This window comes from Stenotrophomonas sp. ESTM1D_MKCIP4_1, assembly GCF_003086895.1.
Lineage (GTDB): Bacteria > Pseudomonadota > Gammaproteobacteria > Xanthomonadales > Xanthomonadaceae > Stenotrophomonas.
Window position 1 is genome coordinate 3,794,432 of record NZ_CP026004.1, and the last position, 23,194, is coordinate 3,817,625.

General features: G+C 66.7%; 19 protein-coding genes. 9 read left to right on the forward strand and 10 right to left on the reverse strand.

Annotated features, from left to right (window positions below):
- Positions 1-4: 4 nt before the first annotated feature.
- Positions 5-1,471: a benzaldehyde dehydrogenase gene (locus C1924_RS17245; protein WP_108766399.1), complete on the reverse strand. Its 1,467-nt coding sequence runs from the start codon at positions 1,469-1,471 to the stop codon at positions 5-7.
- A gap of 194 nt (positions 1,472-1,665) precedes the next feature.
- Between C1924_RS17245 and C1924_RS17250 the strand changes: the two genes are divergently transcribed.
- Both C1924_RS17250 and C1924_RS17255 read left to right on the forward strand, forming a co-directional pair.
- Positions 1,666-2,232: a DUF1415 domain-containing protein gene (locus C1924_RS17250; protein WP_108766400.1), complete on the forward strand. Its 567-nt coding sequence runs from the start codon at positions 1,666-1,668 to the stop codon at positions 2,230-2,232.
- Positions 2,229-3,032: an SDR family oxidoreductase gene (locus tag C1924_RS17255; protein ID WP_108766401.1), complete on the forward strand. Its 804-nt coding sequence runs from the start codon at positions 2,229-2,231 to the stop codon at positions 3,030-3,032. The genes C1924_RS17250 and C1924_RS17255 overlap by 4 nt, the downstream gene beginning before the upstream one ends.
- An 88-nt stretch (positions 3,033-3,120) precedes the next feature.
- Here the strand turns inward: C1924_RS17255 and C1924_RS17260 are convergent, their stop codons facing one another.
- A complete protein-coding gene (locus C1924_RS17260; RefSeq protein WP_108766402.1) occupies positions 3,121-5,151 on the reverse strand; it encodes a M3 family metallopeptidase in 2,031 nt (676 codons plus the stop codon).
- Positions 5,152-5,323: 172 nt separating this feature from the next.
- On the opposite strand from C1924_RS17260, the gene C1924_RS17265 reads away from it, so the two are divergent.
- On the forward strand, positions 5,324-5,728 hold the full coding sequence (locus C1924_RS17265; protein WP_108766403.1) for a hypothetical protein: 405 nt from the start codon (positions 5,324-5,326) through the stop codon (positions 5,726-5,728).
- Positions 5,729-6,687: 959 nt separating this feature from the next.
- Here the strand turns inward: C1924_RS17265 and C1924_RS17270 are convergent.
- Positions 6,688-7,800 carry a PLP-dependent cysteine synthase family protein gene (locus C1924_RS17270; protein WP_108766404.1) on the reverse strand — a complete coding sequence of 371 codons (1,113 nt, stop codon included), beginning with the start codon at positions 7,798-7,800 and terminating at the stop codon, positions 6,688-6,690.
- Between the two features lie 125 nt (positions 7,801-7,925).
- Here C1924_RS17270 and gloA point away from each other — a divergent pair, with 125 nt between their 5' ends.
- Both gloA and C1924_RS17280 read left to right on the forward strand, forming a co-directional pair.
- On the forward strand, positions 7,926-8,444 hold the full coding sequence (gene gloA, locus C1924_RS17275; protein WP_108766405.1) for a lactoylglutathione lyase: 519 nt from the start codon (positions 7,926-7,928) through the stop codon (positions 8,442-8,444).
- 93 nt (positions 8,445-8,537) lie between these two features.
- On the forward strand, positions 8,538-8,966 hold the full coding sequence (locus tag C1924_RS17280) for a VOC family protein (protein ID WP_108766406.1): 429 nt from the start codon (positions 8,538-8,540) through the stop codon (positions 8,964-8,966).
- A 65-nt stretch (positions 8,967-9,031) separates the two neighbouring features.
- On the opposite strand, the gene C1924_RS17285 is transcribed toward C1924_RS17280, so the two are convergent.
- The 4 genes from C1924_RS17285 to yddG form a co-directional block, all read right to left on the reverse strand.
- The gene (locus C1924_RS17285) at positions 9,032-9,463 is read right to left on the reverse strand and encodes a CBS domain-containing protein (protein WP_108766407.1); all 432 of its coding nucleotides are present in this window, start codon (positions 9,461-9,463) and stop codon (positions 9,032-9,034) included.
- A gap of 366 nt (positions 9,464-9,829) precedes the next feature.
- The gene (locus C1924_RS17290; protein ID WP_159094832.1) at positions 9,830-10,789 is read right to left on the reverse strand and encodes a pectinesterase family protein; all 960 of its coding nucleotides are present in this window, start codon (positions 10,787-10,789) and stop codon (positions 9,830-9,832) included.
- 71 nt (positions 10,790-10,860) lie between these two features.
- Entirely contained in the window at positions 10,861-13,605 is a 2,745-nt protein-coding gene (locus C1924_RS17295) for a TonB-dependent receptor (protein ID WP_108766409.1), read from the reverse strand.
- 189 nt (positions 13,606-13,794) lie between these two features.
- Positions 13,795-14,745: an aromatic amino acid DMT transporter YddG gene (yddG, locus tag C1924_RS17300; protein WP_108766410.1), complete on the reverse strand. Its 951-nt coding sequence runs from the start codon at positions 14,743-14,745 to the stop codon at positions 13,795-13,797.
- Between the two features lie 297 nt (positions 14,746-15,042).
- On the opposite strand from yddG, the gene C1924_RS17305 reads away from it, so the two are divergent.
- Positions 15,043-15,516 carry a hypothetical protein gene (locus C1924_RS17305; protein ID WP_159094833.1) on the forward strand — a complete coding sequence of 158 codons (474 nt, stop codon included), beginning with the start codon at positions 15,043-15,045 and terminating at the stop codon, positions 15,514-15,516.
- Positions 15,517-15,555: 39 nt separating this feature from the next.
- On the opposite strand, the gene C1924_RS17310 is transcribed toward C1924_RS17305, so the two are convergent.
- Both C1924_RS17310 and C1924_RS17315 read right to left on the reverse strand, forming a co-directional pair.
- On the reverse strand, positions 15,556-17,505 hold the full coding sequence (locus C1924_RS17310) for a PEP/pyruvate-binding domain-containing protein (RefSeq protein WP_108766412.1): 1,950 nt from the start codon (positions 17,503-17,505) through the stop codon (positions 15,556-15,558).
- 98 nt (positions 17,506-17,603) lie between these two features.
- The gene (locus C1924_RS17315) at positions 17,604-18,065 is read right to left on the reverse strand and encodes a DUF2846 domain-containing protein (protein WP_216821555.1); all 462 of its coding nucleotides are present in this window, start codon (positions 18,063-18,065) and stop codon (positions 17,604-17,606) included.
- 565 nt (positions 18,066-18,630) lie between these two features.
- Here C1924_RS17315 and C1924_RS17320 point away from each other — a divergent pair.
- On the forward strand, positions 18,631-19,032 hold the full coding sequence (locus C1924_RS17320; protein WP_108766414.1) for a hypothetical protein: 402 nt from the start codon (positions 18,631-18,633) through the stop codon (positions 19,030-19,032).
- Between the two features lie 92 nt (positions 19,033-19,124).
- Here the strand turns inward: C1924_RS17320 and glmS are convergent, their stop codons facing one another.
- Entirely contained in the window at positions 19,125-20,963 is a 1,839-nt protein-coding gene (gene glmS, locus C1924_RS17325; protein WP_108766415.1) for a glutamine--fructose-6-phosphate transaminase (isomerizing), read from the reverse strand.
- 203 nt (positions 20,964-21,166) lie between these two features.
- On the opposite strand from glmS, the gene C1924_RS17330 reads away from it, so the two are divergent.
- Complete coding sequence (locus tag C1924_RS17330) at positions 21,167-22,444, forward strand: efflux RND transporter periplasmic adaptor subunit (RefSeq protein WP_108766416.1); 1,278 nt, start codon at positions 21,167-21,169, stop codon at positions 22,442-22,444.
- A gap of 24 nt (positions 22,445-22,468) precedes the next feature.
- A complete protein-coding gene (locus C1924_RS17335) occupies positions 22,469-23,191 on the forward strand; it encodes an ABC transporter ATP-binding protein (protein ID WP_108766417.1) in 723 nt (240 codons plus the stop codon).
- Positions 23,192-23,194 lie beyond the last annotated feature (3 nt).

A 23,194-nucleotide genomic window follows, 5' to 3' on the forward strand; every position in this document is an offset into this window, starting at 1 on the left:
TTGATCAGATCGGGTAGGCGGGCGCTTCGCCCTTGACGGTCAGCCACTGCCACTGCGTGAACTCTTCCCAGTTGGCCGGGCCACCGATGCTGGTGCCGTTGCCGGACGCGCCAACGCCACCGAAGGGATTGATCACTTCGTCGTTCACGGTCTGGTCGTTGATGTGCAGCAGGCCGGTGCGGAGGCGCTCGCCCAGCTTCAGCGCACGGCCGACATTGCTGGACACGATGGCCATCGACAGGCCGTATTCGCTGTCATTGGCCAGCTGCACGGCCTGGTCGTCATCGTCGAACGGCACCACCACCGCCACCGGCGCGAAGATCTCTTCGTTGAACGCCGGATTGTCCACCGCCACGTTGCCAAGCACGGTGGGCGCGAAGAACAGGTCCTGGTGGGTGCCACCGGCTTCCAGCGTCGCACCGGCCTTCACCGCATCGGCCACCACGCGGGCGGCATGGTCGCGCTGGGTGGCGTTGATCAGCGGGCCGATCGCCACGTCTTCGCGCGCCGGGTCGCCGACCTTCAGCGACCTGGCCTTGGCCACCAGCTTTTCCAGGAAAGCGGCGTGGATCTTCCTGTGCACCAGCACGCGGCCGGTGGCCATGCAGATCTGGCCCTGGTGCAGGTACACGCCCCAGGCGGTGTTGGCCACGGCCAGGTCGAGGTCGGCATCGTCGAGGATGATCAGCGAGTTCTTGCCGCCCAGTTCCAGCGAAACCTTCTTCAGGTGCTTGCCGGCCGCTTCGCCCACCTTGCGGCCGGCGGCGGTGGAACCGGTGAACTGGATCATTGCCACGTGCGGGTCGCTGGTCAGCGCAGCCCCTGCCGCGCCATCGCCGGGCAGCATGTGCAGCACGCCCGCCGGCAGCCCGGCCTGCTCGAACAGGCGCGCGATGACCGCGCCGCCGCACACGGCCGTGCGCGGGTCGGGCTTGAGCACCACGGCATTGCCCAGCGCGATGGCAGGCGCCACCGCACGCATGGCCAGGTACAGCGGGAAGTTGAACGGCGAGATGACCCCGACCACGCCCAGCGGGCGACGGCGGGCCAGGCTCAGCCGGCCCGGCTCGGAGGGCAGGATTTCACCCGTGCTGCGCGAGGGCAGCGCGGCGGCTTCCTGCAGCGCCTTGATGGTCACCTTGGCCTCGAAGCCGGCCTTCAGGCGGGTCGAACCGCTTTCGCGCACCAGCCAGTCCACCAGCGTGTCGATGTTCTCTTCAGCCAGGCGCGCGGCCTGGCGCAGCACTTGGGCGCGCTGCTCGTACGGCGCGGCAGCCCAGGCCTGCTGCGCCTGTGCAGCGGTGGCGGCCGACGTGGCGACCTGCGCGGCGTCGGCCAGGCCGACCTCGCCCAGGGTCTGGCCGGTGGCCGGTTCGATCACCGGCTGGCGCTGTGCGGCGGCCTGCCACTGGCCGTCGAAGAAGGCGCCGGACCAGAGTTCGTCCGGCAGCCAAGGGGAAGATGCAGTCATGAGGTGTCCTCCTGTGTCGTGCGTCCATTGCACGCCTGGCCCGCTGCGCAGGCAATCGGCCATCGGTGCGGGAGCGGCAAGGGTTTGAATGGATGGGATTTTCCAGCATCGCCACTGTCCAGTGCGTGGACAGTGAACAGCGCGGCGGTGACCGCGCGCCTACAATGGCGGCCCCGCCAGCCGAAGCGCCCGCCATGACCGATACCGCCCTGCCCACCGACGACCCGATCGCCGCCACCCGCCTGTGGCTGGAGCGCATCGTGATCGGCCTGAACCTGTGCCCGTTCGCCAAGGCGGTCTACGTGAAAGACCAGGTCCGCTTCGTGCTGAGCGATGCGACCACGCCCGAAGCGCTGGTGGAACAGCTGGCCGAAGAACTGGTGCTGCTGCGCGACACCCCGGCCGAGCAGATCGACACCACGCTGATCGTGCATCCGCAGGTGCTGACCGATTTCCTCGACTACAACGATTTCCTCGACAACGCCGACGCGGCGATCGAGGCGCTGGACCTGCAGGGCATCCTGCAGGTGGCCAGCTTCCACCCGGATTACCAGTTCGATGGCGTGGCTGCCGACGATGCCAGCAACTACACCAACCGCGCGCCCTTCCCCACCCTGCACCTGCTGCGCGAAGACAGCGTGGAACGTGCGGTGGAGGCCTTCCCGGACCCGGATGTGATCGTCGAGCGCAACATCCAGACCCTGGACCGCATCGGCGTGGCCGGCTGGCACCGCCGCCTGCGCGGGGAAGACCTGTCGTGAGCGCGGCCCCGCCCATTGCAGCCTGGCCGGCCACACCGCTGCACGGCAAAGTGGTGCTGGTCACCGGCGGCGCCAACGGCATCGGTCGTGGCATTGCGCAAGCCGTGCTGGGCGCCGGCGGCCGCGTGCTGATCGGCGATCTGGACGTGGAAGCGGGGCAGGCCTGCCTGGACGAATGGCAGCGTGGCGACGATGCCGCGTTCCAGCGCCTGGACATCGCCGACGAGGCCAGCGTGCGTGCCTTCATCGGGGTGGCACAGCAGCGTTTCGGCCGCATCGACGGCCTGGTCAACAACGCCGGCATCGCCGGGCCGCACGGCACCACGGTGCAGGACATGGACTGGGACGAGTGGCAACGACGCTTGTCCTCGCTGCACGGCGCGTTCCTGTGCAGCAAGCACGCGCTGCCGGCACTGATGGCCAGCAAGGCCGGTTCGATCATCAACGTGGCCTCCACCCGCGCCTGGCAGTCGGAAGCCAACAGTGAAGCCTATGCAGCGGCCAAGGGCGGGCTGGTGGCGTTCACCCATGCACTGGCGATCAGCGCCAGCCCGGCGGTACGGGTGAACAGCATCAGCCCCGGCTGGATCGGCACCACGGCCTGGCAGGCGCCGTCGCGCCGGCACCCACCGCAGTATTCGGCCACCGACCACGGCCAACACCCGGTCGGCCGCGTGGGCGAACCCGAGGACATCGGCGCACTGGCGGTCTACCTGCTGTCGTCGCTGTCCGGCTTCAGCACCGGCCAGGATTTCATCGTCGACGGCGGCATGACCCGGAAGATGATCTACGCCGATTGACCGGTTTCCGGTCGCGCCAACCAAGGTTGGCACCTGACCCGGTAGTGCCGGCCGCTGGCCGGCACGCGGGTGGATCACGCCAGAGCGGTTACGCCATGCCCGAATGGCGCAACAACGCGTCGATCTGCGGCGCGCGCCCACGGAATGCCTTGAAGTTCTCCGCCGCCGGGCGGCTGCCACCGCGCGACAGGATCTCGTCGCGGAAGCGCGCTCCGGTTTCAGCCAGCGCCTGCGGTGATTCCTCAAACGCCGCGTAGGCATCGGCGCTGAGCACCTCGGCCCACTTGTAGCTGTAGTAGCCGGCTGCGTAGCCACCGGCAAAGATGTGGCTGAACTGGTGCGGGAAGCGATTCCAGGCCGGCGGATGGTTCACCGCCACCTCGCCGCGCACGCGGTCAAGCAACGCCAGCACACTATCCTGCGCCGGCTCGAACTGGCTGTGCAGCAGCATGTCGAACAGGCCGAATTCCAGCTGGCGCACGGTCGCCATGCCGCTGTGGAAATTGCGTGCGGCCAGCATGCGGTCGTACAGCGCACGCGGCAGCGGCTCGCCCGTTTCCACGTGCGCGGTCATACCCTGCAGGTGGTCCCACTCCCAGCAGAAGTTCTCCATGAACTGGCTGGGCAGTTCCACTGCATCCCATTCCACGCCGTTGATGCCGGCCACGCCCAGTTCGCCGATGCGGGTCAGCAGCTGGTGCAGGCCATGGCCCATTTCATGGAACAACGTGGTCACTTCGTTATGGCTGAAGGTGGCCGGCTTGCCGTTGGCACCTCGGCCGAAGTTGCACACCAGGTAGACCAGCGGGGTCTGCACGCTGCCATCGGCGCGCTCGCGGCGGTTGCGGCAATCATCCATCCACGCGCCGCCGCGCTTGCCTTCGCGCGCATACAGATCCAGGTAGAACTGGCCAACCAGGCCGCCTTCTGCATCGACCAGGCGGAAGAAGCGCACATCCTCATGCCATACCGGCGCGCTGTCCGGCTGCACGCGCAGGCCGTACAGCTGCTCGATCACCGCGAACAGCCCGCCCAGTACCTTCGGCTCGGTGAAGTACTGCTTCACTTCCTGCTCGGAATAGCTGTAGCGCGCCTGCTTGAGGCGGTCGGCGGCAAAGGCCAGGTCCCAGGCCTGCAGGCTGTCGATGCCCAACTGTTCGCGGGCGAACTGTTCCAGCTCGGCACGGTCCTTGCCCGCGAACGGCTTCGCACGGGCGGCGAGGTCACGCAGGAAGGCCAGCACCTCGGCCGGGTCCTGCGCCATCTTGGTCGCCACCGAATAATCGGCATACGAAGCAAAGCCCAGCAGCGCGGCCAGTTCGGTGCGCAGGGCAAGAATGCGGTCGATGTTGCCGCCGTTGTCCAGCGCGTCATCGCCAAATTCGGAGGCACGCTGCGCGCTGGCGCGGTACAGGATCTCGCGCAGGTCGCGGTCCTCGCCCCAGGTCTGCACCGGCAGGTAGCACGGCATCTGCAGCGTCAGCTTCCAGCCGGGCTTGCCGTCCTTTTCAGCGGCGGCGCGGGCAGCAGCCTTGACGTCATCCGGTACGCCGGCCAGGCGCGCTTCGTCCTCCACGATCAGCGACCAGGCATCGGTGGCATCAAGCACGTTCTGCGAGAACTTCGCCGACAGCGCCGACAGCTCTTCCTTGATCGCCGCGAAGCGCTGCTGGGCCTCGGCGTCCAGTTCGGCACCGCCGAGGCGGAAATCACGCAGGGTGTTGTCCAGCACCTTGCGCCGGGCCTCATCGAAAGCCGCCGCTTCGGGGCTGGCCGCCAGCGCCTGGTACTGGCGGTACAGCGCCAGATTCTGCCCCAGTGCGCTGGCGAAGCGGGTCACCCGCGGCAGGTTGCTGTTGTAGGCCTCACGCAGCTCGGGCGTGTTCACCACGCCCTGCAGGTGGCCCACCAGGCCCCAGGCGCGCCACAGGCGTTCGGTGGCATCGTCCAGCGGGGTCACGAAGGTCTGCCAGGTGACCGGCTGCACCTGCTCGGCCGCACTGACCGCCGCTTCAGCGTCGGCCAGCAGCACATCCAGTGCCGGGGCCACGTGCTCGGGGCGGATCGCCTCGAAGCGCGGCAGGCCGGAAGCATCAAGCAGGGGGTTGGCAACGGTCACGGCAGATCTCCAGAGTACGGGCCCGGCAGGTGGGCAGCCTTGTCGATATGGCGCTGGCGGGGCCCGCAGACAAGGGGCCGGGTCCACCCGGCATTCACGTCCGCCTTACGGGCCCGCGCCGAAGCTGGTGGTGCGGGGGAAACCGCAGCGGTACGTCACGAGGAGGCCCCACATGGAAGGTCTGGCTCCAGGCACCACCGCCCCAACCGTCCGTTCGCTGGCCCTGACGGCCACCACGGACGAGCTGTCATGGATCGCCGCCCTATGCGATGCCGGCGATGATGCGCGACGCCACCTGACCCAGTTGAAGGCCCTGCAGCGTCAGGGCGGTCGCCTCAGCGAGACGCAGGAGTGGTATCCGTTCGAGGTGATCGAACGCGGCGCCAGTCACCTGCAGCCGGGGCACGAGCGCGAGTTCGTCATCTGCGTGCTGCTGTGGCTGCAGGCGCTGGCCCAGGGCCGCGCGAGCGTTCTGGACCCGCACCTGCATATGGATGACCGCGCGATGGATATCGAGTCCCTGCCCGCCGCACTGCGTGATGTGCTGCTGGATGCGTTCATGGATGCGGGGTATTGAGCACGGCCCGCGAACGGTGGCTGGTGAACGGGGAACGGGGAACGGGCACGGCGGACGGTAGAGTCGACTGTCAGTCGACTTTCGCGCGCAGCACGGGCTTTCGCGATCTGAACGAAGAGCAGTCGACTGACAGTCGACGCTACCGGTCGACTTTCGCGCGCAGCGCGGGCTTTCGCGATCTGAACGGAGAGCAGTCGACTGACAGTCGACTCTACCGGTCGGCTTTCGCGCGCAGCGCGGGCTTTCGCGATCTGAACGGAGAGCAGTCGACTGACAGTCGACTCTACCGGTCGACTTTCGCGCGCAGCGCGGGCTTTCGCGATCTGAACGAAGAGCAGTCGACTGACAGTCGACTCTACCGGTCGACTTTCGCGCGCAGCACGGGCTTTCGCGATCTGATTGGAGAGCAGTCGACTGACAGTCGACGCTACCGGTCGACTTTCGCGCGCAGCACGGGCTTTCGCGATCTGAACGGAGAGCAGTCGACTGACAGTCGACTCTACCGGTCGACTTTCGCGCGCAGCACGGGCTTTCGCGATCTGAACGGAGAGCAGTCGACTGACAGTCGACTCTACCGGTCGACTTTCGCGCGCAGCACGGGCTTTCGCGATCTGAACGAAGAGCAGTCGACTGACAGTCGACTCTACCGGTCGGCTTTCGCGCGCAGCGCGGGCTTTCGCGATCTGAACGAAGAGCAGTCGACTGACAGTCGACTCTACCGGCCGGCGTTCGCGCGCAGCGCGGGGTTTCGCGATCTGAACGGAGAGCAGTCGACTGACAGTCGACTCTACCGATCGACTTTCGCGCGCAGCGCGGGCTTTCGCGATCTGAACGGAGAGCAGTCGACTGACAGTCGACGCTACCGGCCGGCGTTCGCGCGCAGCGCGGGGTTTCGCGATCTGAACGGAGGGCAGTCGACTGACAGTCGACTCTACCCCGTTGCCTCTCCCCCGTTGTGTTTACAACGCTTCCAGGCTGCACCACGGCAGTTCGGGCAGGCCCTCGCCAGCCACCGCTGCAGCCAGCTGTGCATCGGCGCCGTCCACGTCGATGCCCTGGCGGCCATACCACGCCGGGTCGTAGTAACTGTGCGCATAGCGCTCACCGGCATCGCACAGGATGCTGACGATGCTGCCCTGGTGCCCAGCCTCGCGCATCCACTGCGCGGCCTGCAGCACGCCGATGAAGTTGGTACCGGTCGAACCACCGACGCGACGCCCGATCTGGCGGCTGACGTGGCGCATCGCCGCCAGGCTGAGCGCGTCGGGCACCTTCACCATCGCATCGACACTGGTCGGGATGAAGCTCGACTCCACCCATGGCCGGCCGATGCCTTCCACCCGTGAACCACCACTGCAGGTCAGCCCGCGCCAGTCCGGCTGGCCCGCCACGGCCGCCTGGTAACCGTCGAAGAACACCGATACTTCCGGGTCCGCGCAGAGGATGCGCGTATCGTGCCGGCGGTAGCTGACATAGCGGCCCAGGGTGGCCGCGGTGCCGCCGGTACCGGGGCTGCACACGATCCATTCCGGAATTGGGCTCGGCTCTTCGGCCATCTGCTTGAAGATGGATTCGGCGATGTTGTTGTTGGCGCGCCAGTCGGTGGCCCGTTCGGCGTAGGTGAACTGGTCCATGAAGTGGCCGCCGGTCTCGCGCGCCAGCCGTTCGGAATCGCTGTTCAGATCGCAGGCCCGCTCCACCAGGTGGCAGCGGCCGCCGTGGAATTCGATCGCGGCGATCTTTTCCGGCGAGGTCGTGGCCGGCATCACCGCAATGAACGGCAGGCCCAGCAGACGCGCGAAATAGGCTTCGGAAACTGCGGTCGAACCGCTGGAGGCCTCGATCACCGGCCGCCCCTCGCGCAGCCAGCCATTGGCCAGCGCGTACAGGAACAGCGAACGCGCCAGGCGGTGCTTCAGGCTGCCGGTGGGGTGGCTCGATTCATCCTTCAGGTACACGTCGATGCCATCGAACCCGGGCAGCGCCAGCGGGATCAGGTGGGTATCGGCGGAACGGTTGAAATCGGCTTCGATCTTGCGGATGGCGGCGGCCACCCATTCACGCTGCGACATGGCGGGCAATCGTTGTCAGGACGGAACGGTGCGATCCGTCCATTGTACGTCGCGGTGCCGTCAGGTGGCGGCCGGTAGAATGGCGGCATCCGGCCATCACGGCCCTGTCTGAAGGACCTTCCCCCATGACCCTTCCCGCCCTGCGCGATATTCCCGGCGTGGCTGCCCAGGCCCCGGCCGAAACCCACGGCTTCGTGTTCAACCACACCATGCTGCGGGTCAAGGACATCACCGCCTCGCTGGACTTCTACACCCGCGTGCTGGGCTACCAGCTCATCGACAAGCGCGATTTCGCCGAAGCCCAGTTCAGCCTGTACTTCCTGGCCTACGTGCCGGCCGGCGTGGCCGTGCCGGAAGACGATGCCACCCGCCGCGTGTGGATGGCCGGCCTGCCGGGCGTGCTCGAACTGACCCACAACCACGGCACCGAGACCCAGGACGGCCCGGTCTACCACGATGGCAACAGCGACCCGCGCGGCTTCGGCCACATCTGCGTGTCGGTGCCGGAACTGGAAGCGGCCTGCCAGCGCTTCGAGAACCTGGGCGTGGCGTTCCAGAAGCGCCTGACCGACGGTCGCATGAAGAACATCGCATTCATCAAGGACCCGGACGGCTACTGGGTCGAAATCATCGCCAACGCCTGATCCAAGAAGGGGACGGAGGGGATCAAGGCGTTTCTGGCACTATGGGGCTGGAAACGCCTTGATCCCCTCCGTCCCCTTTTTGTAGAGGTGCGCATGGAAACGATGGAACTGCATCGCGGACGCCTGATTGATCATCTGCAGCTGGTGGTGCGCGATCTGCCCGCCAGCCGCCGTTTCTACCAGGCCGTGTTCGACAGCATCGGCATTCCCGTTGCCGGCGAAGGCCCGGATTACTTCTGGGCCGACGAACTGTTCATTTCCACCGCCAGCAGCGAGGCCGCCGCCGGCCAGCTGACCGGGCGGCATCATCTGGCCTTCCAGGCACGCGACGCGGCCACGGTCGATGCCTTCCACACCGCTGCGCTGGCCGCCGGTGGCACCGACAACGGCGCACCCGGCGAACGCCCGTACCATCCCGGCTACTACGGCGCCTTCGTGCTCGACCCGGATGGCAACAACATCGAAGTGGTCTACCACGGGCCGGCGCAGTACAGCGCGGATTCGGTGAAGGTCACCTTCTAGGTCCACCCGCGTTTAAACGAAAAAGCCGGGCATTGCCCGGCTTTTCCATCTGCAGCGTGTATGTCTCAGTGGGCCGCCATGTAGATGTCCTGCAGCACGGCCTTTTCAAGCTCCAGCTCGCCCAGCAGGTTCTTCACGATGTCACCCAGGCTGAGGATGCCGATCAGGCGGTTGCCATCGGTCACCATCAGATGGCGGCGACGCGAGTACGTCATCAGCGACATGGCCTGCTTGAGGGTCGCCTCCGGCGCGATGCCTTCCAGGCCGGTGGTCGGCACGGTGGAAATCACCCGGCGCCCCGCCTGCGGGCCGTCGTCGGCCAGGCTGCGCACGATGTCCTTCTCGGAGATGATGCCGACCGGCACCTCATCCTTCATCACCACCAGGGCAGCGATTTTATTCGCGCTCATCTTGTGGGCGGCAGCACCGATGGTGTCTTCCGAATCGATGGTGATGACAGCTTCTTTCTTGGATTGCAGGAGTTCGCGGACGTTCATTCTTGTTTCCTGATGCAGGTCACTGAAGTCAAAAAAGTGTGCTCTTCCGATTCGCCCCCTCCCCGGGAACAGACCTTTCAGCGCACGTCTGGCGCACGTTGCGGCCGCGGTACGGCATCGGCCGGCAAGGTGCTGCAACGCGAACGAGGCCAGTGGCAGGCGAACCCGCAGGGGCCCCGGACGATTCGATTCTACGAGCGTCCTGCGCGGCCGCTACCGGCACCGATGGGACGCTTTGTCGTGGAACCTGTCGACGCTTCCGAGAATCGCACCTGCGCTGAAACCGGCGCTGAATGCAGCGGTTTCAAGCCACTCAAGTTCGCATCCCCGCGGCCGGGGCACGTGCAACCGCCCGACCCAGCAAAGTCAGGGGAACGGCCGCCAACTGCCGAGCACCGCTTCGGTGGTGTACTGCGCGGCCTCATCACCGGACAGGTGGTGCGACCACGGCACGCGCTCTTCCGGTGAAGCGCCGGTACCCACGCTGCCGAACTCACCGTAGTAAGTGGTACGTTCGGCATCCGGCTTGTCCCAGTTGTGCCAACCGGCCTGCACGATATGCGGGCCCAGGTTGGACTGCAGGAACACCGTGCGCGCGAACGGCCGCCACGGCCGGCCCAGGTACGCGGTGCCCACACCTTCGCCACGCAGCAGCGCGCGGCGGAACACATAGCCGAAGCGCTGCCCTTCCGGCGTGGACGCGGCCGTCACCCAGCCCAGCTTGCCCTTGGAGACGATCGTGCAGTCATCGAACAGCGCGGTGGCCGCGCCGAAAATGAAATCCACCGTGCCTTCGATGTAGCAGTCCTTGAAGTGCAACACGCTGCCTTCGTGCGTGTAGAGCGTGTCCTGGTTGCCGAGCAGGCGCACGTTGCGGAAGCCGCCACGCGGCGGCGCCGCGTACAGCGCCAGTGCCTGGCCGACGTTGCCGGCAGTGTTTTCGATGGTCAGGTCTTCGGCGATGAACTCATCGCCATACACGTACACCGTGGCCGAGCCGCTGGTGCGCATCGCCTTGCCGGTGGCCGGGTCGACCAGATCGGCGTAGTTGTTCCAGCTGAGGATGGACGCACCGGCACCGGCCCCACGCAGCGTCACCCGCGTTTTTTCCTTGGGCACCTTCACCACGCCCCGGTAAAGCCCCTCGCGCAGCACGATGACCTGGCGCGTGCGGTTGCCATCGGGTACCGCATCGATGGCCGCCTGCACGCTGCGGTAATCGCCACTGCCATCGGCGGCCACCACCCAATCGCGTGCGCCGGCCGGCAGCGCCGCCAGCACCAGCAGGCCGGCCAGGGGGAGAGAGAAACGGCGTCTGTTCGGCATGCGGCGTCCTGCAGGGAAGAAGGGCAATACGCGGCCGGCACTGCAGGCCGGCCGCGATCCAAAGGCAACCATCAGAACTTGTAGCGCAGGCCCAGCAGGAACTCACGGCCGGTCTGCGTGTAGGTCAGCGGCAGCTTCCAGGCCGAGGTCCCCACCCATTCGTTGCTGGTTTCGTTGGTCAGGTTGATGCCTTCCAGGCTCACTTCCAGATGGTCGTCGATCTTCCAGCTGATCGAGGCGTCCACCGTGTCCACCGCATCCATGCCGTGGAAGCTGAAGCCCTGCACGCTGGCCGGCACCTGGGTGTAGTAGCCATCGCGGTGGGTATAGGACACGCGCGCACCCAGCTTCTCGCCTTCGTAGAACAGCGTGCTGTTGTAAGAATTCTTCGACAACCCGGTCAGGTCGGTCTTCAGCGATGTCGCACCGGTGGACGTGAGGTACTGGATCTGCGAATCGACCCAGGTGTAGTTCAGCTGCAGGCCCAGGTTGCTCCAGCGCCCCGGCAGGAAGCTGAAAGGCTGCACGTAGTTGAACTCAGCGCCCTTCAGGTCACCACCGGGCGTGTTCAACGGGCGGGTGAAGGTGAAGTCCTCGTTGGGCGACACGCCGGTACCGTCCAGCAGGCTGGCCGGCAGTCCGCTGGCGGTGAACGGCATGACCGTGCTGGTGCCCTGCACGAAGCTTTCGATGTCCTTGTGGAACAGTGCCAGGCCCAGCAGGCCACCTTCCTGGAAGTACCACTCCACGCCCAGGTCCAGCGTGCGCGCGCGGATCGGGTCCAGGTTCGGGTTGCCGCCGTTGACGTAGCGGTGGCCGCTGGACAGGCTCAGCGTCGTGCCCGGCGTAAGCGAGGACAGGCCCGGGCGGGCCATCACCTTGGCCGCACCGAAGCGCAGCATCAGGTCCGGCGACAGCTCGGCCACCAGGTTCAGCGACGGCAGCGTATCGGTGTAGTCGCGCGAAACATGGGTCAGCACCATCGCGCCATCCACTGTGGAATAGCCGGTGGAAGACTGCGAGGTCTTGACCCGGCGCACGCCCACGTTGCCCGACACCGGCACGCTGCCGACATCGAAGCCGAACTCACCCATCAGCCACGCACCACGGTCGCGTTCTTCCACGCTGCGGCGCGTCGCATTGCGTTCATACAACTGGTAGATGCCCTCCCCGCTGTAGATGCCCAGCAGCTGCGACAGCGCGGCCAGGTCAGGCACGGCCCAGGCATCGGGCGAACCGGCCACGCCGCCCAGGCGGGCGATGTCCACCAGCGCCGCCGGTACGGTGTAGCTGCCATCGGCAAAGGCCGGCACCACGGTCTCGGTCCGGCGGCGGTACTCGCTGGTGTCGAACGTATAGTCCTTGGCCAGCAGGCCGCCGCGCAGGGTGAAGGACGGACCGAAGTTCCAGGTGAAATCCAGTGCGCCATTGTCGAAGCTGTTGCTGGCGTACTGCGGGCGCAGGCGCACTTCCGCCAGGGTCCAGCCGTTGGGATCGGTGGGGTCGATGCCGTAGTTGAAGGTCGGGTGAGTGGCGCTGTTGCGGAAATCGTAGCTGTAGCCGGACACATTGGCCTTGTCCATGATCAGCGTGGTCTGCACCGGGTTGGCGTGCTCGGACTTGGAATGGCCGACCAGCAGATTGACCTTGAACGCATCACTGAAGCGATGCTCGCCACTGAGCGAGACCTGCTTGAACTCGGTGCTCCACTCATCGCGACGCTGTTCCGAACGCACGCCGGCGCCGTCGAACACGCCGTACAGCAGCGCACCGGAGGTCGGATCGATATAGCCGTCGCGCAGCACCATGTTCTGCTTCTGCGCCGAGTAGGCAAACGAGATCGCCTCGATGTACTTCTCGCTGCGCACGGTATCGATCTTCGAGTACAGCGCATCCAGCGCGAACTCGGTGTTGTCGGTCGGCTTCCATTGCAGCGCGGCGGTCACGCCCAGGCGCTTCTGGTCGTGTTCCAGCAGCGTGTAGCGCGGGAAGTACGGGTGCCACACGCCATCGGCCAGACCGGCAGTGAACGGCGAGCTGGGGCTGAAGCCTCCATTGCTGCTGGCGCTGTACCAGCGGCCGGTGTTGCTGCCCTCCTCGCGCACCTTGCGTTCGGAATAGGCCACCGACAGCAGGCCACCGAATCGGCCGTCGGCCCAGGTATCGGCAATCAGCGCCGCTGCGCGCGGGCTGGCCTTTTCGGAAAGATCATTGAAGCTGCCCTGCCCGCTGGCAGCGAAGGTGAAGCCGTCGTAGTCGAACGGGCGCGCGGTGCGCAGGTCCACCGTGGCACCCAGCGAGCCCTCTTCCACATCGGCCGACGCGGTCTTGCGCACGATCAGCTGCGAAAACAGATCCGACGCGAACACATTGAAGTCGAAACCACGGCTGCGGTTGGTGCCGCCGGACTGGTCCGAGCCGCCGACGGTCGTCAGCGCCTCAAGCCCGTTGATGCGCACGCGGGTGAAATCCGGCCCCAGGCCGCGCACGGAAATATTGCGGCCTTCGCCGGCATCGCGGGTGATGGTGACGCCGGGGATGCGCTGCAGCGACTCGGCCAGGTTGAGATCGGGGAAGTTGGCGATGTCCTCGGCCACCACCGCGTCCACCATTCCCTTTTCCGAGCGCTTGATGTCCAGCGCCTTTTCCACGCTGGCGCGGTAGCCGGTCACCGTCACCGCATCCAGTTCGGTGGGGTTGGCCGGTGCCGCGTCCTGGGCGGCGGCCGGGCCGGCCAGCGCCAGCAGCACGGCACTGGCCAGCGTGCTGGCCACGAAGGTAACCGGTGTCTTTCTGCGATTCAGCCTGTGCGTCATGAAAATCCCTTGCAATCACTGCTACTGGCGGTCGATGGTGTCGATAGAGCTATGACACCGGGGGACACGAAACGTAGCAGCGTCATCGAACGGACACATCATGCGGTGCAGCAAGACAACCGCAGGCACCGGCAAAGTGCCTGCGCGCTTTGGGAATCGAGGGGTGCCAGCACCCAGCCGGACACGCCGTCAGGCGGTATGCGCGGCCGGTGGGGCTGGCGGGGGCAGCGGGCGCGCGCGGGTCGCCCACCAGCACAGCAGCGAACCTGCGGTCACGCAGGCCACGCCCTGCACGAAGCCCAGGCCCGGGTGCAGCGACAACCACAGGCTGCTCCACAGCACCGACAGCACCGGGGCGAAGTAGGAAAAGATCGCCATCGAGGTCACGTTGCCGTGCTGCAGGCCATGGTTCCAGCAGGAGTAGGCGGTGGCGGTGAGCAGGCCGAACACCGCCACCTGGGCCAGGCCGCCCCAGTGCCGGTGCAGCGGCGGCGCATCCCCCAGCGCGTACTTCAGCCACAGCACCACGGCGGTGGCGATCATGAACAACGGCACCGCATTGCGCGAACCGCCGATGCGCTTGGTCACCAGCGAATAGGTGGCCCACATGCACGAGGCGGCCAGCGCCAGCGCGTAGGCCAGCGGATTGCTGCGCAGGTTGGCCAGCAGCATCGCCGGCGACCACGCGCCCTCACCGGTGATGACCAGCACCACGCCCAGCAGGCACAGCACCGTGGCCGGCAGCAGCAGCCAGTTGCCGCGCTGCATGCGGGTGAGCACCGTCAGCAGCACGGTCAGGCAGGGCCACAGGTAATTGATCATCACCAGTTCCAGCGCCTGCCCGCGGTGATGGGCCAGGCCGATGGACAGCGACAGCGAAACTTCGGTACCGATGAACAATGCGCCACCGATCAGCAGGTAGCGGCGCGGCAGCTGCGAGGGACGCGGCACACCGAGGATCAGCGCCGAAAACACGGCGGCAGCGCTGAAGATCAGTGCGGCGCCACCCACGGCGCCAAAGATCTCAGTGATCGTGCGCAGCATGCCCAGCGTCGGGCTCCACAGCAGCACGGCGCTGGCGCCGATGAGGGTTGGAAGATGGGGTGACGCGGAGGCGCGCAGCGCGCGGAAGCCGTACATGGGGGCGACGACAACAGAAGGCGATGGGTTGAAAGGCACGCGCAGCACTGCGCCCGGCCCCGACAGCGGGACAGGCAGGTCATGCGGACGCGTGGGTCCTGGGGAGTACGCTGGTCCGTAGCGTCGTCCCCGGAATGCCCCGGCACTGTGCGTTGCAGGGGGTACGGCGGGAGGCGGGTTACAGCAGCCGACTGGCCGAAGCGGATTGTACGCTTTCGATGCTGCGCCGCAATATGGCCATGTTCATCCCTGCACCTTTGCGTAAAATTCCCGCCCCCACGCAAAGGAATGACTGTCATGACATTGACCCCCACCCGGATGTTCGCCCCGATCTTCGCCGCCCTGCTGGCTGCACCTACGGCGCATGCCGCAACGACCATCGACGCAGCGCAGTGGCAGAAGCTGGCACCCACGCTGCAGGCTGCACTGGAATGCCGCGCGGACCCGGATGCCGCAGCCAAGGCCCTTGCAGGCCTGTCAGGCAATGTGGAAGGCACCGACGAACCGATCAAGCCGCCGGTGCCGTTCACCGTGTTCGGCCTGCAGGTCCGCTACTTCTCGGTCTACATCGATCCCGACGGTGACCTGGGGGCCAGCTACACCAGCAAGCTCTCGGCCAATGCCGCGGCGGTGCGCAACGCCTCCAAGCTGGGCAGGAAGCCCGAGCGCGATACCAGCATGGGTGTGCTGTCGATCGCCCAGGATGGATCGGCACAGCTGACCTGCCTGGTGTATGGCGCCTACGACGAGCGCGACTACCAGGAACCGTAAGCGACGCGTGGAATGCGCGGTGGCCCTGTCCCGGCAGGGCTAGCGCGCGCTACCCTCCACATACGGGCGCGACTGCAGGATCAGTACCTCATCGCTGACCACGGCCCATTCGATGTCCTGGTCGGCACCGCCCAAGGCCTGCTTTGTGCGGCCACCAATGCGCGCCAACCGCGCGATCAGTGCATCGGTCAGCACCTGCCGCGAACCGGTGATCGGCACCTCGCGCACGCCGCCACCCGCGCGCGCCACCAGCTGCGTGTCTTCGGCCGAACGGCTCAGCACCTGGACTGCCTTCGACCACGACGAGTACATCACCTGCTCGGCCTGGCGCTTGCCTTCCACCACGCGGATGCCCAGCCCGCGCTTGGCCGAGATGTAGGTGACGTGGCGGCGTGCGGCATCGAAGGGATCGCGGGTGATCATCACCCCGGAGCTGTCCGACGGTGCAACCACCTGCACCAGCACCGCCATGGCCACCGCATCCTGCGGCAGGCCGGCCGCCGTGCGCGCTTCGTAGGCCTCGAAGTTGTAGACCGAGGCCCACACCGTCTGCACGGCCTTGGCCACCGCCTCCAGGCGGGTTACGTTGGGCACCGTGGTGTACAGCCCTGCCCCGCTGAAGCCCGGCAGATCCTCGGAATTGGATGAGCTGCGCACGAAGACCGGCGCACCCTGCAACTGCCCACGCCACTGGTTTTCCAGCGTGCGCAGGAAGGCGGCATCGGCGGACGCGTTCTCGATCTGCAGACGCAGCGACGCCAGCGCCTCACGGCGCACCGCCGGGTCGCTGTTGAAGCCCGGCCGCTGCTGCAGCTCGCGCAGGCGCTGCGGTATCTGCAGCCGTTGCTGCATGGCCTGGTAGTGCGAGAACGGAACGCAGAAACCATCGGGCACCCGCGCAGCCGGTGGCAGCACCGCCCGCAGCGTGCCGAGGTTCGCCGCCTTCACCCCGCAGTAGGTGCTGTCGCGCGCGCGCAGCGCCGCCAGCGGCTTCAGTGCCACCACGCCCAGATCCGGTCGCGGCAGGTTGCGCTGGATGGGACGCACCGCGCTGGCCGACGGTGTACGCGCCGGCCGCGCCAGCGGGGTCACCCGGTAGTCGCTGCCGGTCACCTCCAGCGCCACCCAGCGGCCGTCGTACGGGCCCAGCGTCTTCTGTGCGTCACGCACGTACACGTTGGGAATGCCCCAGCCCTTGGCCAGCAGGTTGACGTGCGAGAGCAGCGTCGACGGTCGCTGCGTCACCAAGCCAGCCACCGGGGCCAGCGCAATGGGCACTTCATCCAGCACCGGGATGTCGCGTGGCGACAGCGTGGCCAGCTGCGCTTCGCTGCGCACGATGCGCAGGCGCCCTTCCGCGCGCCCGGTGTTCAGCGGCAGGAAGCGCTGTTCGCGCAGCAGCGCCTCCTGGCTCACATAGGGCAGCGCCATCCCCCGGGCCAGCTGCTCGTGCGCGGTGGAATTGGTCTTGAACCGGATCGGATCGGCGAACGATGCGTGCAGCACCTCATCGGCCTGCCGCAGCAGCGGCGCCGTCAGCCGGTCGCCCTCCCAGAATTCATAGGTGTAGCCGGGCAGATCCCGCTGCCAGGCCATCGTACCGAACAGGAACCGGCGCTGTGGGTCGCGGTACTGCGCGTTCAACGTCGCCTTGTCCATCGAACGCACCAGCCGCTGCTGGCGCACGAACGCTTCGTGCAGCGCGTGGCGGCGGGTATTGATGTAGTACACCTTGCCATCCGCCTGCCGGTCGATCACGAAGATCAGGTGCGGCATTTCGAGCGCGGTGCCAGCGTTGTAGACCCGGGCCATCTGCATGAACTGCGCGCGGCTGTCGATGCGCGAAAGATAGTCCGGGCCCTCGGCCGGCTGCTGTGCAGCGTCGGGGCGGTACTCATACGCCGACGGCTTGCGCGCCGTCTGTGCCAGTGCGGGCATGGCGCAGGCCAGCAGCAACAGCAGGGTCGCGCGGTGCCAAAGGGTGTTCATACGGGATCGGTCCTTGATGCCGGTACGGAAGCAACAGGGTACGCGGTCCGGCGGCGATGGCCCATCAGCCACCGCCACCGGGGAACGACCCACCTGGTTCAGCGCGAGCAGCGCCCGTGCTGGGCCAGGCTCAACTGCGCCACCTGGCGGCGACCCTCGGCCTCGGGCATCACCGTCAGCTTGGCGCCACCCACAAACACGCCCATCTTGATCGACTGCTCGATGAAGTAATTGCGCCCGGCTTCGGTGTACAGCTTGACGTCGTTGGGCGAGAACTCCGACTCGGTGGAGATCACGTGCTCCTGGTTGCCCGGCACCAGGGTGTAGAAGAACACCTTGTTGGCCGTCTCACCCAGGCACTCGCCATCGATGCGCAGATCCTTCTTCAGCGCCTGGCCGACGAACGAGTTGCGGTACACATACACGCCGGCCTTGCCCTCCTCGGGCACCGGGAAACTCTTGGCCACGTCCAGCTGGCCCTTGTCCGACATCGGAACACTCGCACAGCCAGACAGCAGGCTGATCGCCGCCGCCATTGCAACCACGTGCCACTTACCCATCTACCGCCCCCTGTAATGCGTGCAATGCACGCGGAATGAATTCTGGTATCGCACCCGTGTTGAACGGGCGTGGTAAATCGACGCCACCTCGGCGCTGCGGCGGTTGCGCAGGCGGGTGGACGGATCGGGAAATCGAGCGTGGCGTGGGCATCCTCCGTGATGCGGGCAGCAGCGTGCGCAGATGGTGCCATGCCGGAATGGAATGTCGCAATCGGCACGGGAGACCCTGCGCCTGCAAGAACTTGAAGACTTGCAACACTTTCGAACTTTCCAACTTTTCTCATTGGCGGGCAAAGCCATCCATGCGAAACATGGACCGCCACCGAAAACGGGTGGCACGGGCTTGCAATCCCGTTAGTAGCAGTTGTTGGTTACGCTTGTCTGCCGGCGTCGCCCATCCCTGTGGGTGGCGCCGGCAGGCATTCTGCTCGCGCAGTTATGGCGGGCGGTGCGTGGGGGCCTCGTGCCCGCCGGCTGCTGCTACCCGGTATTGCAACCACGCACCGTCCGCCACCCTCGCTGTCAAGCCGGGTGGCTTCTTTGCCGCATGCAGAAGGAAGCCGACATGAGCACCACGCGTTACCCGTATCTGTTCGCCACACTGGGCGAGGCCGCCAACGCGCTGCCCGATGAACTCGCCCAGCCGCTGGAAACCACCCTTGCTGCCCAGCAGACCGATGATGGCATCACCCTGCTGGGTAGCCTGCGGCGCATCCGCCAGGTGGAAGCCGCCGATGGCCAGCCTTTGCAGCGCAACGGACGCAGCGCGGGGCAATGCATGGCGCTGGCGCGCATCAACCGGGCCAACGCTGGGCTGACCGTCCTGCTGGAACTGCTGCACGCCAGCGAGCGCGTCCGCGTGGATGGCGACGACGCTCAGCAGATCGGCAACGACGTGCGCGAAGGCCTGCTGCTGGCCTGCCGCGGGTTGTCCGAATATGTGGATGTGCAGGTGCACGCTGCCTGAGGCCGTTCCGCCGGGCATGGCCCGGCGCTACCGATGTTTACGGTGTCCTGGTAGCGCCGGGCCATGCCCGGCGACCATCAGCCAAAGCGGCCTTACTCCACCGTAACGCTCTTGGCCAGATTACGCGGCTTGTCCACGTCGGTGCCGCGCGCCAGCGCGGTGTGGTACGCCAGCAGCTGCACCGGAATGGTGTGCACCACCGGGCTCAGCACGCCGGCATGGCGCGGGGTGCGGATGACGTGCACGCCTGCGGATTCACTGAAGTTGCTGTCCTGGTCGGCAAACACGAACAGTTCGCCACCACGCGCGCGCACTTCCTGCATGTTCGACTTCACCTTTTCCAGCAGGCTGTCGTTGGGCGCGATCACCACCACCGGCATGTCCTCGTCCACCAGCGCCAGCGGCCCGTGCTTCAGCTCACCGGCCGGGTAGGCTTCGGCGTGGATGTAGGAGATTTCCTTCAGCTTGAGCGCGCCTTCCAGCGCGATCGGGTAATGCAGGCCACGGCCCAGGAACAGCGCGCTGCTCTTGCGGGCGAAGCGTTCGGCCCAGGCGGCAATCTGCGGTTCCATGTTCAGCGCGTGCTGCACGCTGCCCGGCAGGAAGCGCAGCTGTTCCAGGTAATCCGCTTCCTGTGCGGCTTCCACGCGGCCATGCAGCTTGCCCAGCACCACGGTCAGCTGGAACAGCGCAGCCAGCTGGGTGGTGAACGCCTTGGTCGAGGCCACGCCGATCTCGGCGCCGGCACGGGTGTAGCAGACCAGCTCGCTGGCGCGCGGAATGGCGCTTTCCGGCACGTTGCAGATGGACAGCGTGTGCTTGTGCCCCAGCGACTTGGCGTACTTCAGCGCTTCCATCGTATCCAGCGTTTCGCCGGACTGGGAAATGGTCACGATCAGGTGCTTCGGGTTCGCATAGGCGGCGCGGTAGCGGTACTCGCTGGCGATTTCCACGCTGCACGGCAGGCCGGCGATGGATTCGATCCAGTAGCGCGCGGTCAGGCCGGAGTAGTAGCTGGTGCCACAGGCCAGGATCTGCACGCCTTCAATGCCGGCCAGCACAGCTTCGGCATTCTTGCCGAACAGCTCGGCCGGGAAACCGCCGGCGTCGATCGCCGCTTCGATGGTGTCGCCCAGCGCGCGCGGCTGTTCGTGGATTTCCTTCTGCATGAAGTGGCGGTACGGGCCCAGCTCCAGCGAGGCCAGCGACACATCGGACAGGTGCACGTCGCGCTCGACCGGCTGGTCGTGCTCGTCGAACACCTGCACGCCATCGCGGCGGACGTCGGCGGTGTCGCCTTCTTCCAGGAAGATGACCTTGCGGGTGGCCGAGATCACCGCCGACACGTCGGAGGCGACGAAATTCTCACCCTCGCCCAGGCCCACCAGCAGCGGGCAACCCATGCGTGCGCAGACGAAATGGTCCGGCTCGGCACGGCTGACCACGGCCAGCGCATAGGCGCCGGTCAGTTCCTTCACCGTGCGCTGCAGCGCGCTCAGCAGGCTGTCGCCGCCCTTCAGGTGGTGGTGCATGAGGTGGGCGATCACTTCGGTGTCGGTCTGCGACTCGAAGGTGTAGCCCAGCGCCCGCAGCTTCTCGCGCTGCTCTTCATGGTTTTCAATGATGCCGTTGTGCACCAGCGCCACGCCGGCACTGATGTGCGGGTGCGCATTGGCCTCGGTCACCCCGCCATGGGTGGCCCAGCGGGTGTGGCCGATGCCCAGTTGGGAATGGAAGTTCTCGGCTTCGGCGGCCATGGCCATTTCCGAGACACGACCGGTGCGGCGCACGCGGCGCACATCCGGGCGCTCGGCACGGTCGATCACCGCGATGCCGGAGGAATCGTAGCCGCGATACTCCAGCCGCTTCAGTCCTTCGATCAGCACCGGCACCACATCGCGATCAGCGATCGCACCCACGATTCCACACATGTCGCGCTTTTCCTTGAAGACGGTCGCCGCATTCTAGCGTGGGTGTCCACGCCGTCCCTCCTGTCCGCTTAATGAAAGTGTCCGCCGCGGTGTCCGCGGACACCCGGACACAGGGCACCATAACGCAAGCCATTGAAATTGCGTGAAATAAAGTTGGCACGGAGCGTGCTTTATCTCTGGCACCACCGACAGGCACGCTCCCGATGATCCGCGACACCTCTGCACAGGACCAGATCGTTTCCGCCCCCTCCGCCAGCGCCCCCCGTGCGGCCTGGCACCGCTACCGCTGGCCGGCGCTGGGCGCGGTCGCACTGCTGGCCGCCATTGGCTGGGCCGTGCACGCCTGGTCCAACGCCAGCCGCTCCTTCGACAGCAGCCGGGTGCGCATCGCCGAAGTGCAGCGCGGCGACCTGGTGCGCGACATCGCCGCCGATGGCCGCGTCATCGCCGCCAACAGTCCCACCCTGTACGCCATCTCCGCAGGTACGGTGGACCTGAAGGTGGTGGCCGGCGATGTGGTGAAGAAGGGCCAGGAGCTGGCCATCATCGACAGCCCGGAACTGCGCAGCAAGCTGGCCCAGGAACAGGCCACCCTGGCCGGCCTGGAAGCCGAAGCCAGCCGCGCTGCCCTGGATGCCACCCTGGCCCGCGCCAAGTCGCGCAAGGAAACCGACCAGGCCAGCATTGAACGGCAGGCCGCCGACCGCGACCTGCAGCGCTACCAGCGCGGCTATGACGGCGGTGCGGTGCCGCAGATCGACCTGGCCAAAGCCCAGGACAGCCTGAAGAAGGCCGACATCACCCTGGCCAATGCCACCACCGATGCCCGCCTGCAGAGCCAGGGCGCCGATCTGGATGCACGCAACAAGCGCCTGCTGGCCGACCGCCAGAAGGCGGTGGTGACCGAAGTGCAGCGCCAGGTGGATGCACTGACCCTGCGTGCGCCGTTCGATGGCCAGGTGGGCCAGGTGCAGGCCACCCAGGCCACCAACCTGGTGGCCAACGCGCCGGTGCTGGGCGTGGTCGACCTGTCCAAGTTCGAGGTGGAGATCAAGGTGCCCGAGAGCTTTGCCCGCGACCTGGCCATCGGCATGCCGGCGCAGCTGACCGGCGGCAACGGCAAGCCGTTCCCGGGCGAGATCAGCGCGGTGTCGCCGGAAGTGGTCAACGGTGAGGTGAACGCCCGCGTGCGCTTTGCCGCCGCGCAGCCCGAAGGCCTGCGCCAGAGCCAGCGCATGTCGGTGCGCGTGCTGCTGGATACGCGCAGGGACGTGATGAAGGTCGAGCGTGGCCCGTTCGTGGAACAGGGCAACGGCGTGGCCTATGTGATGGACGGCCGCACTGCGGTGCGCCGGCCGGTGGAACTGGGCGTCAGCAGCCTGGGCGAAGTGGAAATCAAGTCGGGTGTGCAGCCGGGCGACCGCATCGTGGTCTCCGGCAGCGACCTGTTCAAGGACGCCGAACGCGTCTCCGTCAACTGATACATCCTGGAGAGAGGACACCCCATGTACATGCTTGAAATGCGTTCGGTCGCCAAGGTCTTCCGTACCGAACAGGTGGAAACCCACGCACTGCGCTCGCTGGAACTGCAGGTGAAGGAAGGCGAGTTCGTGGCCGTCACCGGCCCGTCGGGCTCGGGCAAGACCACCTTCCTCAACATCGCAGGCCTGCTGGAAACCTTCACCAGCGGCACCTACATGCTCGACGGCCAGGACGTCAGCACGCTGGGCGACGATGCGCGCAGCCGCCTGCGCAACCAGAAGATCGGTTTCATCTTCCAGGGCTTCAACCTGATTCCCGACCTGAACCTGTTCGACAACGTGGACGTGCCGCTGCGCTACCGCAAGATGAGCGCCGGCGAACGCCGCGAGCGCATCGAGAAGGCACTGACCCAGGTGGGCCTGGGCTCGCGCATGAAGCACTACCCCAACGAACTGTCCGGCGGCCAGCAGCAGCGCGCCGCCATCGCCCGCGCCCTGGCCGGCAGCCCGCGCCTGCTGCTGGCCGACGAACCGACCGGCAACCTGGACACACAGATGGCGCGTGGCGTGATGGAACTGCTGGAAGAGATCAACGCGGCCGGCACCACCATCGTCATGGTCACCCATGACCCGGAACTGGCCGCGCGTGCGCAGCGCAACGTGCACATCGTCGATGGCCAGGTGACCGACCTGGTGCGTGAGCCGGTGCTGGCCACGCCGCGCCGCATCGTTGCCGTGAACGAGTGAGGG

Coding starts and splice junctions, on each gene's coding strand:
- C1924_RS17265 (WP_108766403.1), top strand. CDS start 5,324: ATGGAAGGTCTGGCTCCAGGCACCACCGCCCCAACCGTCCGTTCGCTG.
- C1924_RS17250 (WP_108766400.1), top strand. CDS start 1,666: ATGACCGATACCGCCCTGCCCACCGACGACCCGATCGCCGCCACCCGC.
- C1924_RS17270 (WP_108766404.1), bottom strand. CDS start 7,800: ATGTCGCAGCGTGAATGGGTGGCCGCCGCCATCCGCAAGATCGAAGCC.
- glmS (WP_108766415.1), bottom strand. CDS start 20,963: ATGTGTGGAATCGTGGGTGCGATCGCTGATCGCGATGTGGTGCCGGTG.
- C1924_RS17310 (WP_108766412.1), bottom strand. CDS start 17,505: ATGAACACCCTTTGGCACCGCGCGACCCTGCTGTTGCTGCTGGCCTGC.
- C1924_RS17330 (WP_108766416.1), top strand. CDS start 21,167: ATGATCCGCGACACCTCTGCACAGGACCAGATCGTTTCCGCCCCCTCC.
- C1924_RS17335 (WP_108766417.1), top strand. CDS start 22,469: ATGTACATGCTTGAAATGCGTTCGGTCGCCAAGGTCTTCCGTACCGAA.
- C1924_RS17285 (WP_108766407.1), bottom strand. CDS start 9,463: ATGAACGTCCGCGAACTCCTGCAATCCAAGAAAGAAGCTGTCATCACC.
- C1924_RS17280 (WP_108766406.1), top strand. CDS start 8,538: ATGGAAACGATGGAACTGCATCGCGGACGCCTGATTGATCATCTGCAG.
- C1924_RS17290 (WP_159094832.1), bottom strand. CDS start 10,789: ATGCCGAACAGACGCCGTTTCTCTCTCCCCCTGGCCGGCCTGCTGGTG.
- C1924_RS17315 (WP_216821555.1), bottom strand. CDS start 18,065: ATGGGTAAGTGGCACGTGGTTGCAATGGCGGCGGCGATCAGCCTGCTG.
- C1924_RS17295 (WP_108766409.1), bottom strand. CDS start 13,605: ATGACGCACAGGCTGAATCGCAGAAAGACACCGGTTACCTTCGTGGCC.
- C1924_RS17320 (WP_108766414.1), top strand. CDS start 18,631: ATGAGCACCACGCGTTACCCGTATCTGTTCGCCACACTGGGCGAGGCC.
- yddG (WP_108766410.1), bottom strand. CDS start 14,745: ATGTACGGCTTCCGCGCGCTGCGCGCCTCCGCGTCACCCCATCTTCCA.
- C1924_RS17245 (WP_108766399.1), bottom strand. CDS start 1,471: ATGACTGCATCTTCCCCTTGGCTGCCGGACGAACTCTGGTCCGGCGCC.
- C1924_RS17305 (WP_159094833.1), top strand. CDS start 15,043: ATGACATTGACCCCCACCCGGATGTTCGCCCCGATCTTCGCCGCCCTG.
- gloA (WP_108766405.1), top strand. CDS start 7,926: ATGACCCTTCCCGCCCTGCGCGATATTCCCGGCGTGGCTGCCCAGGCC.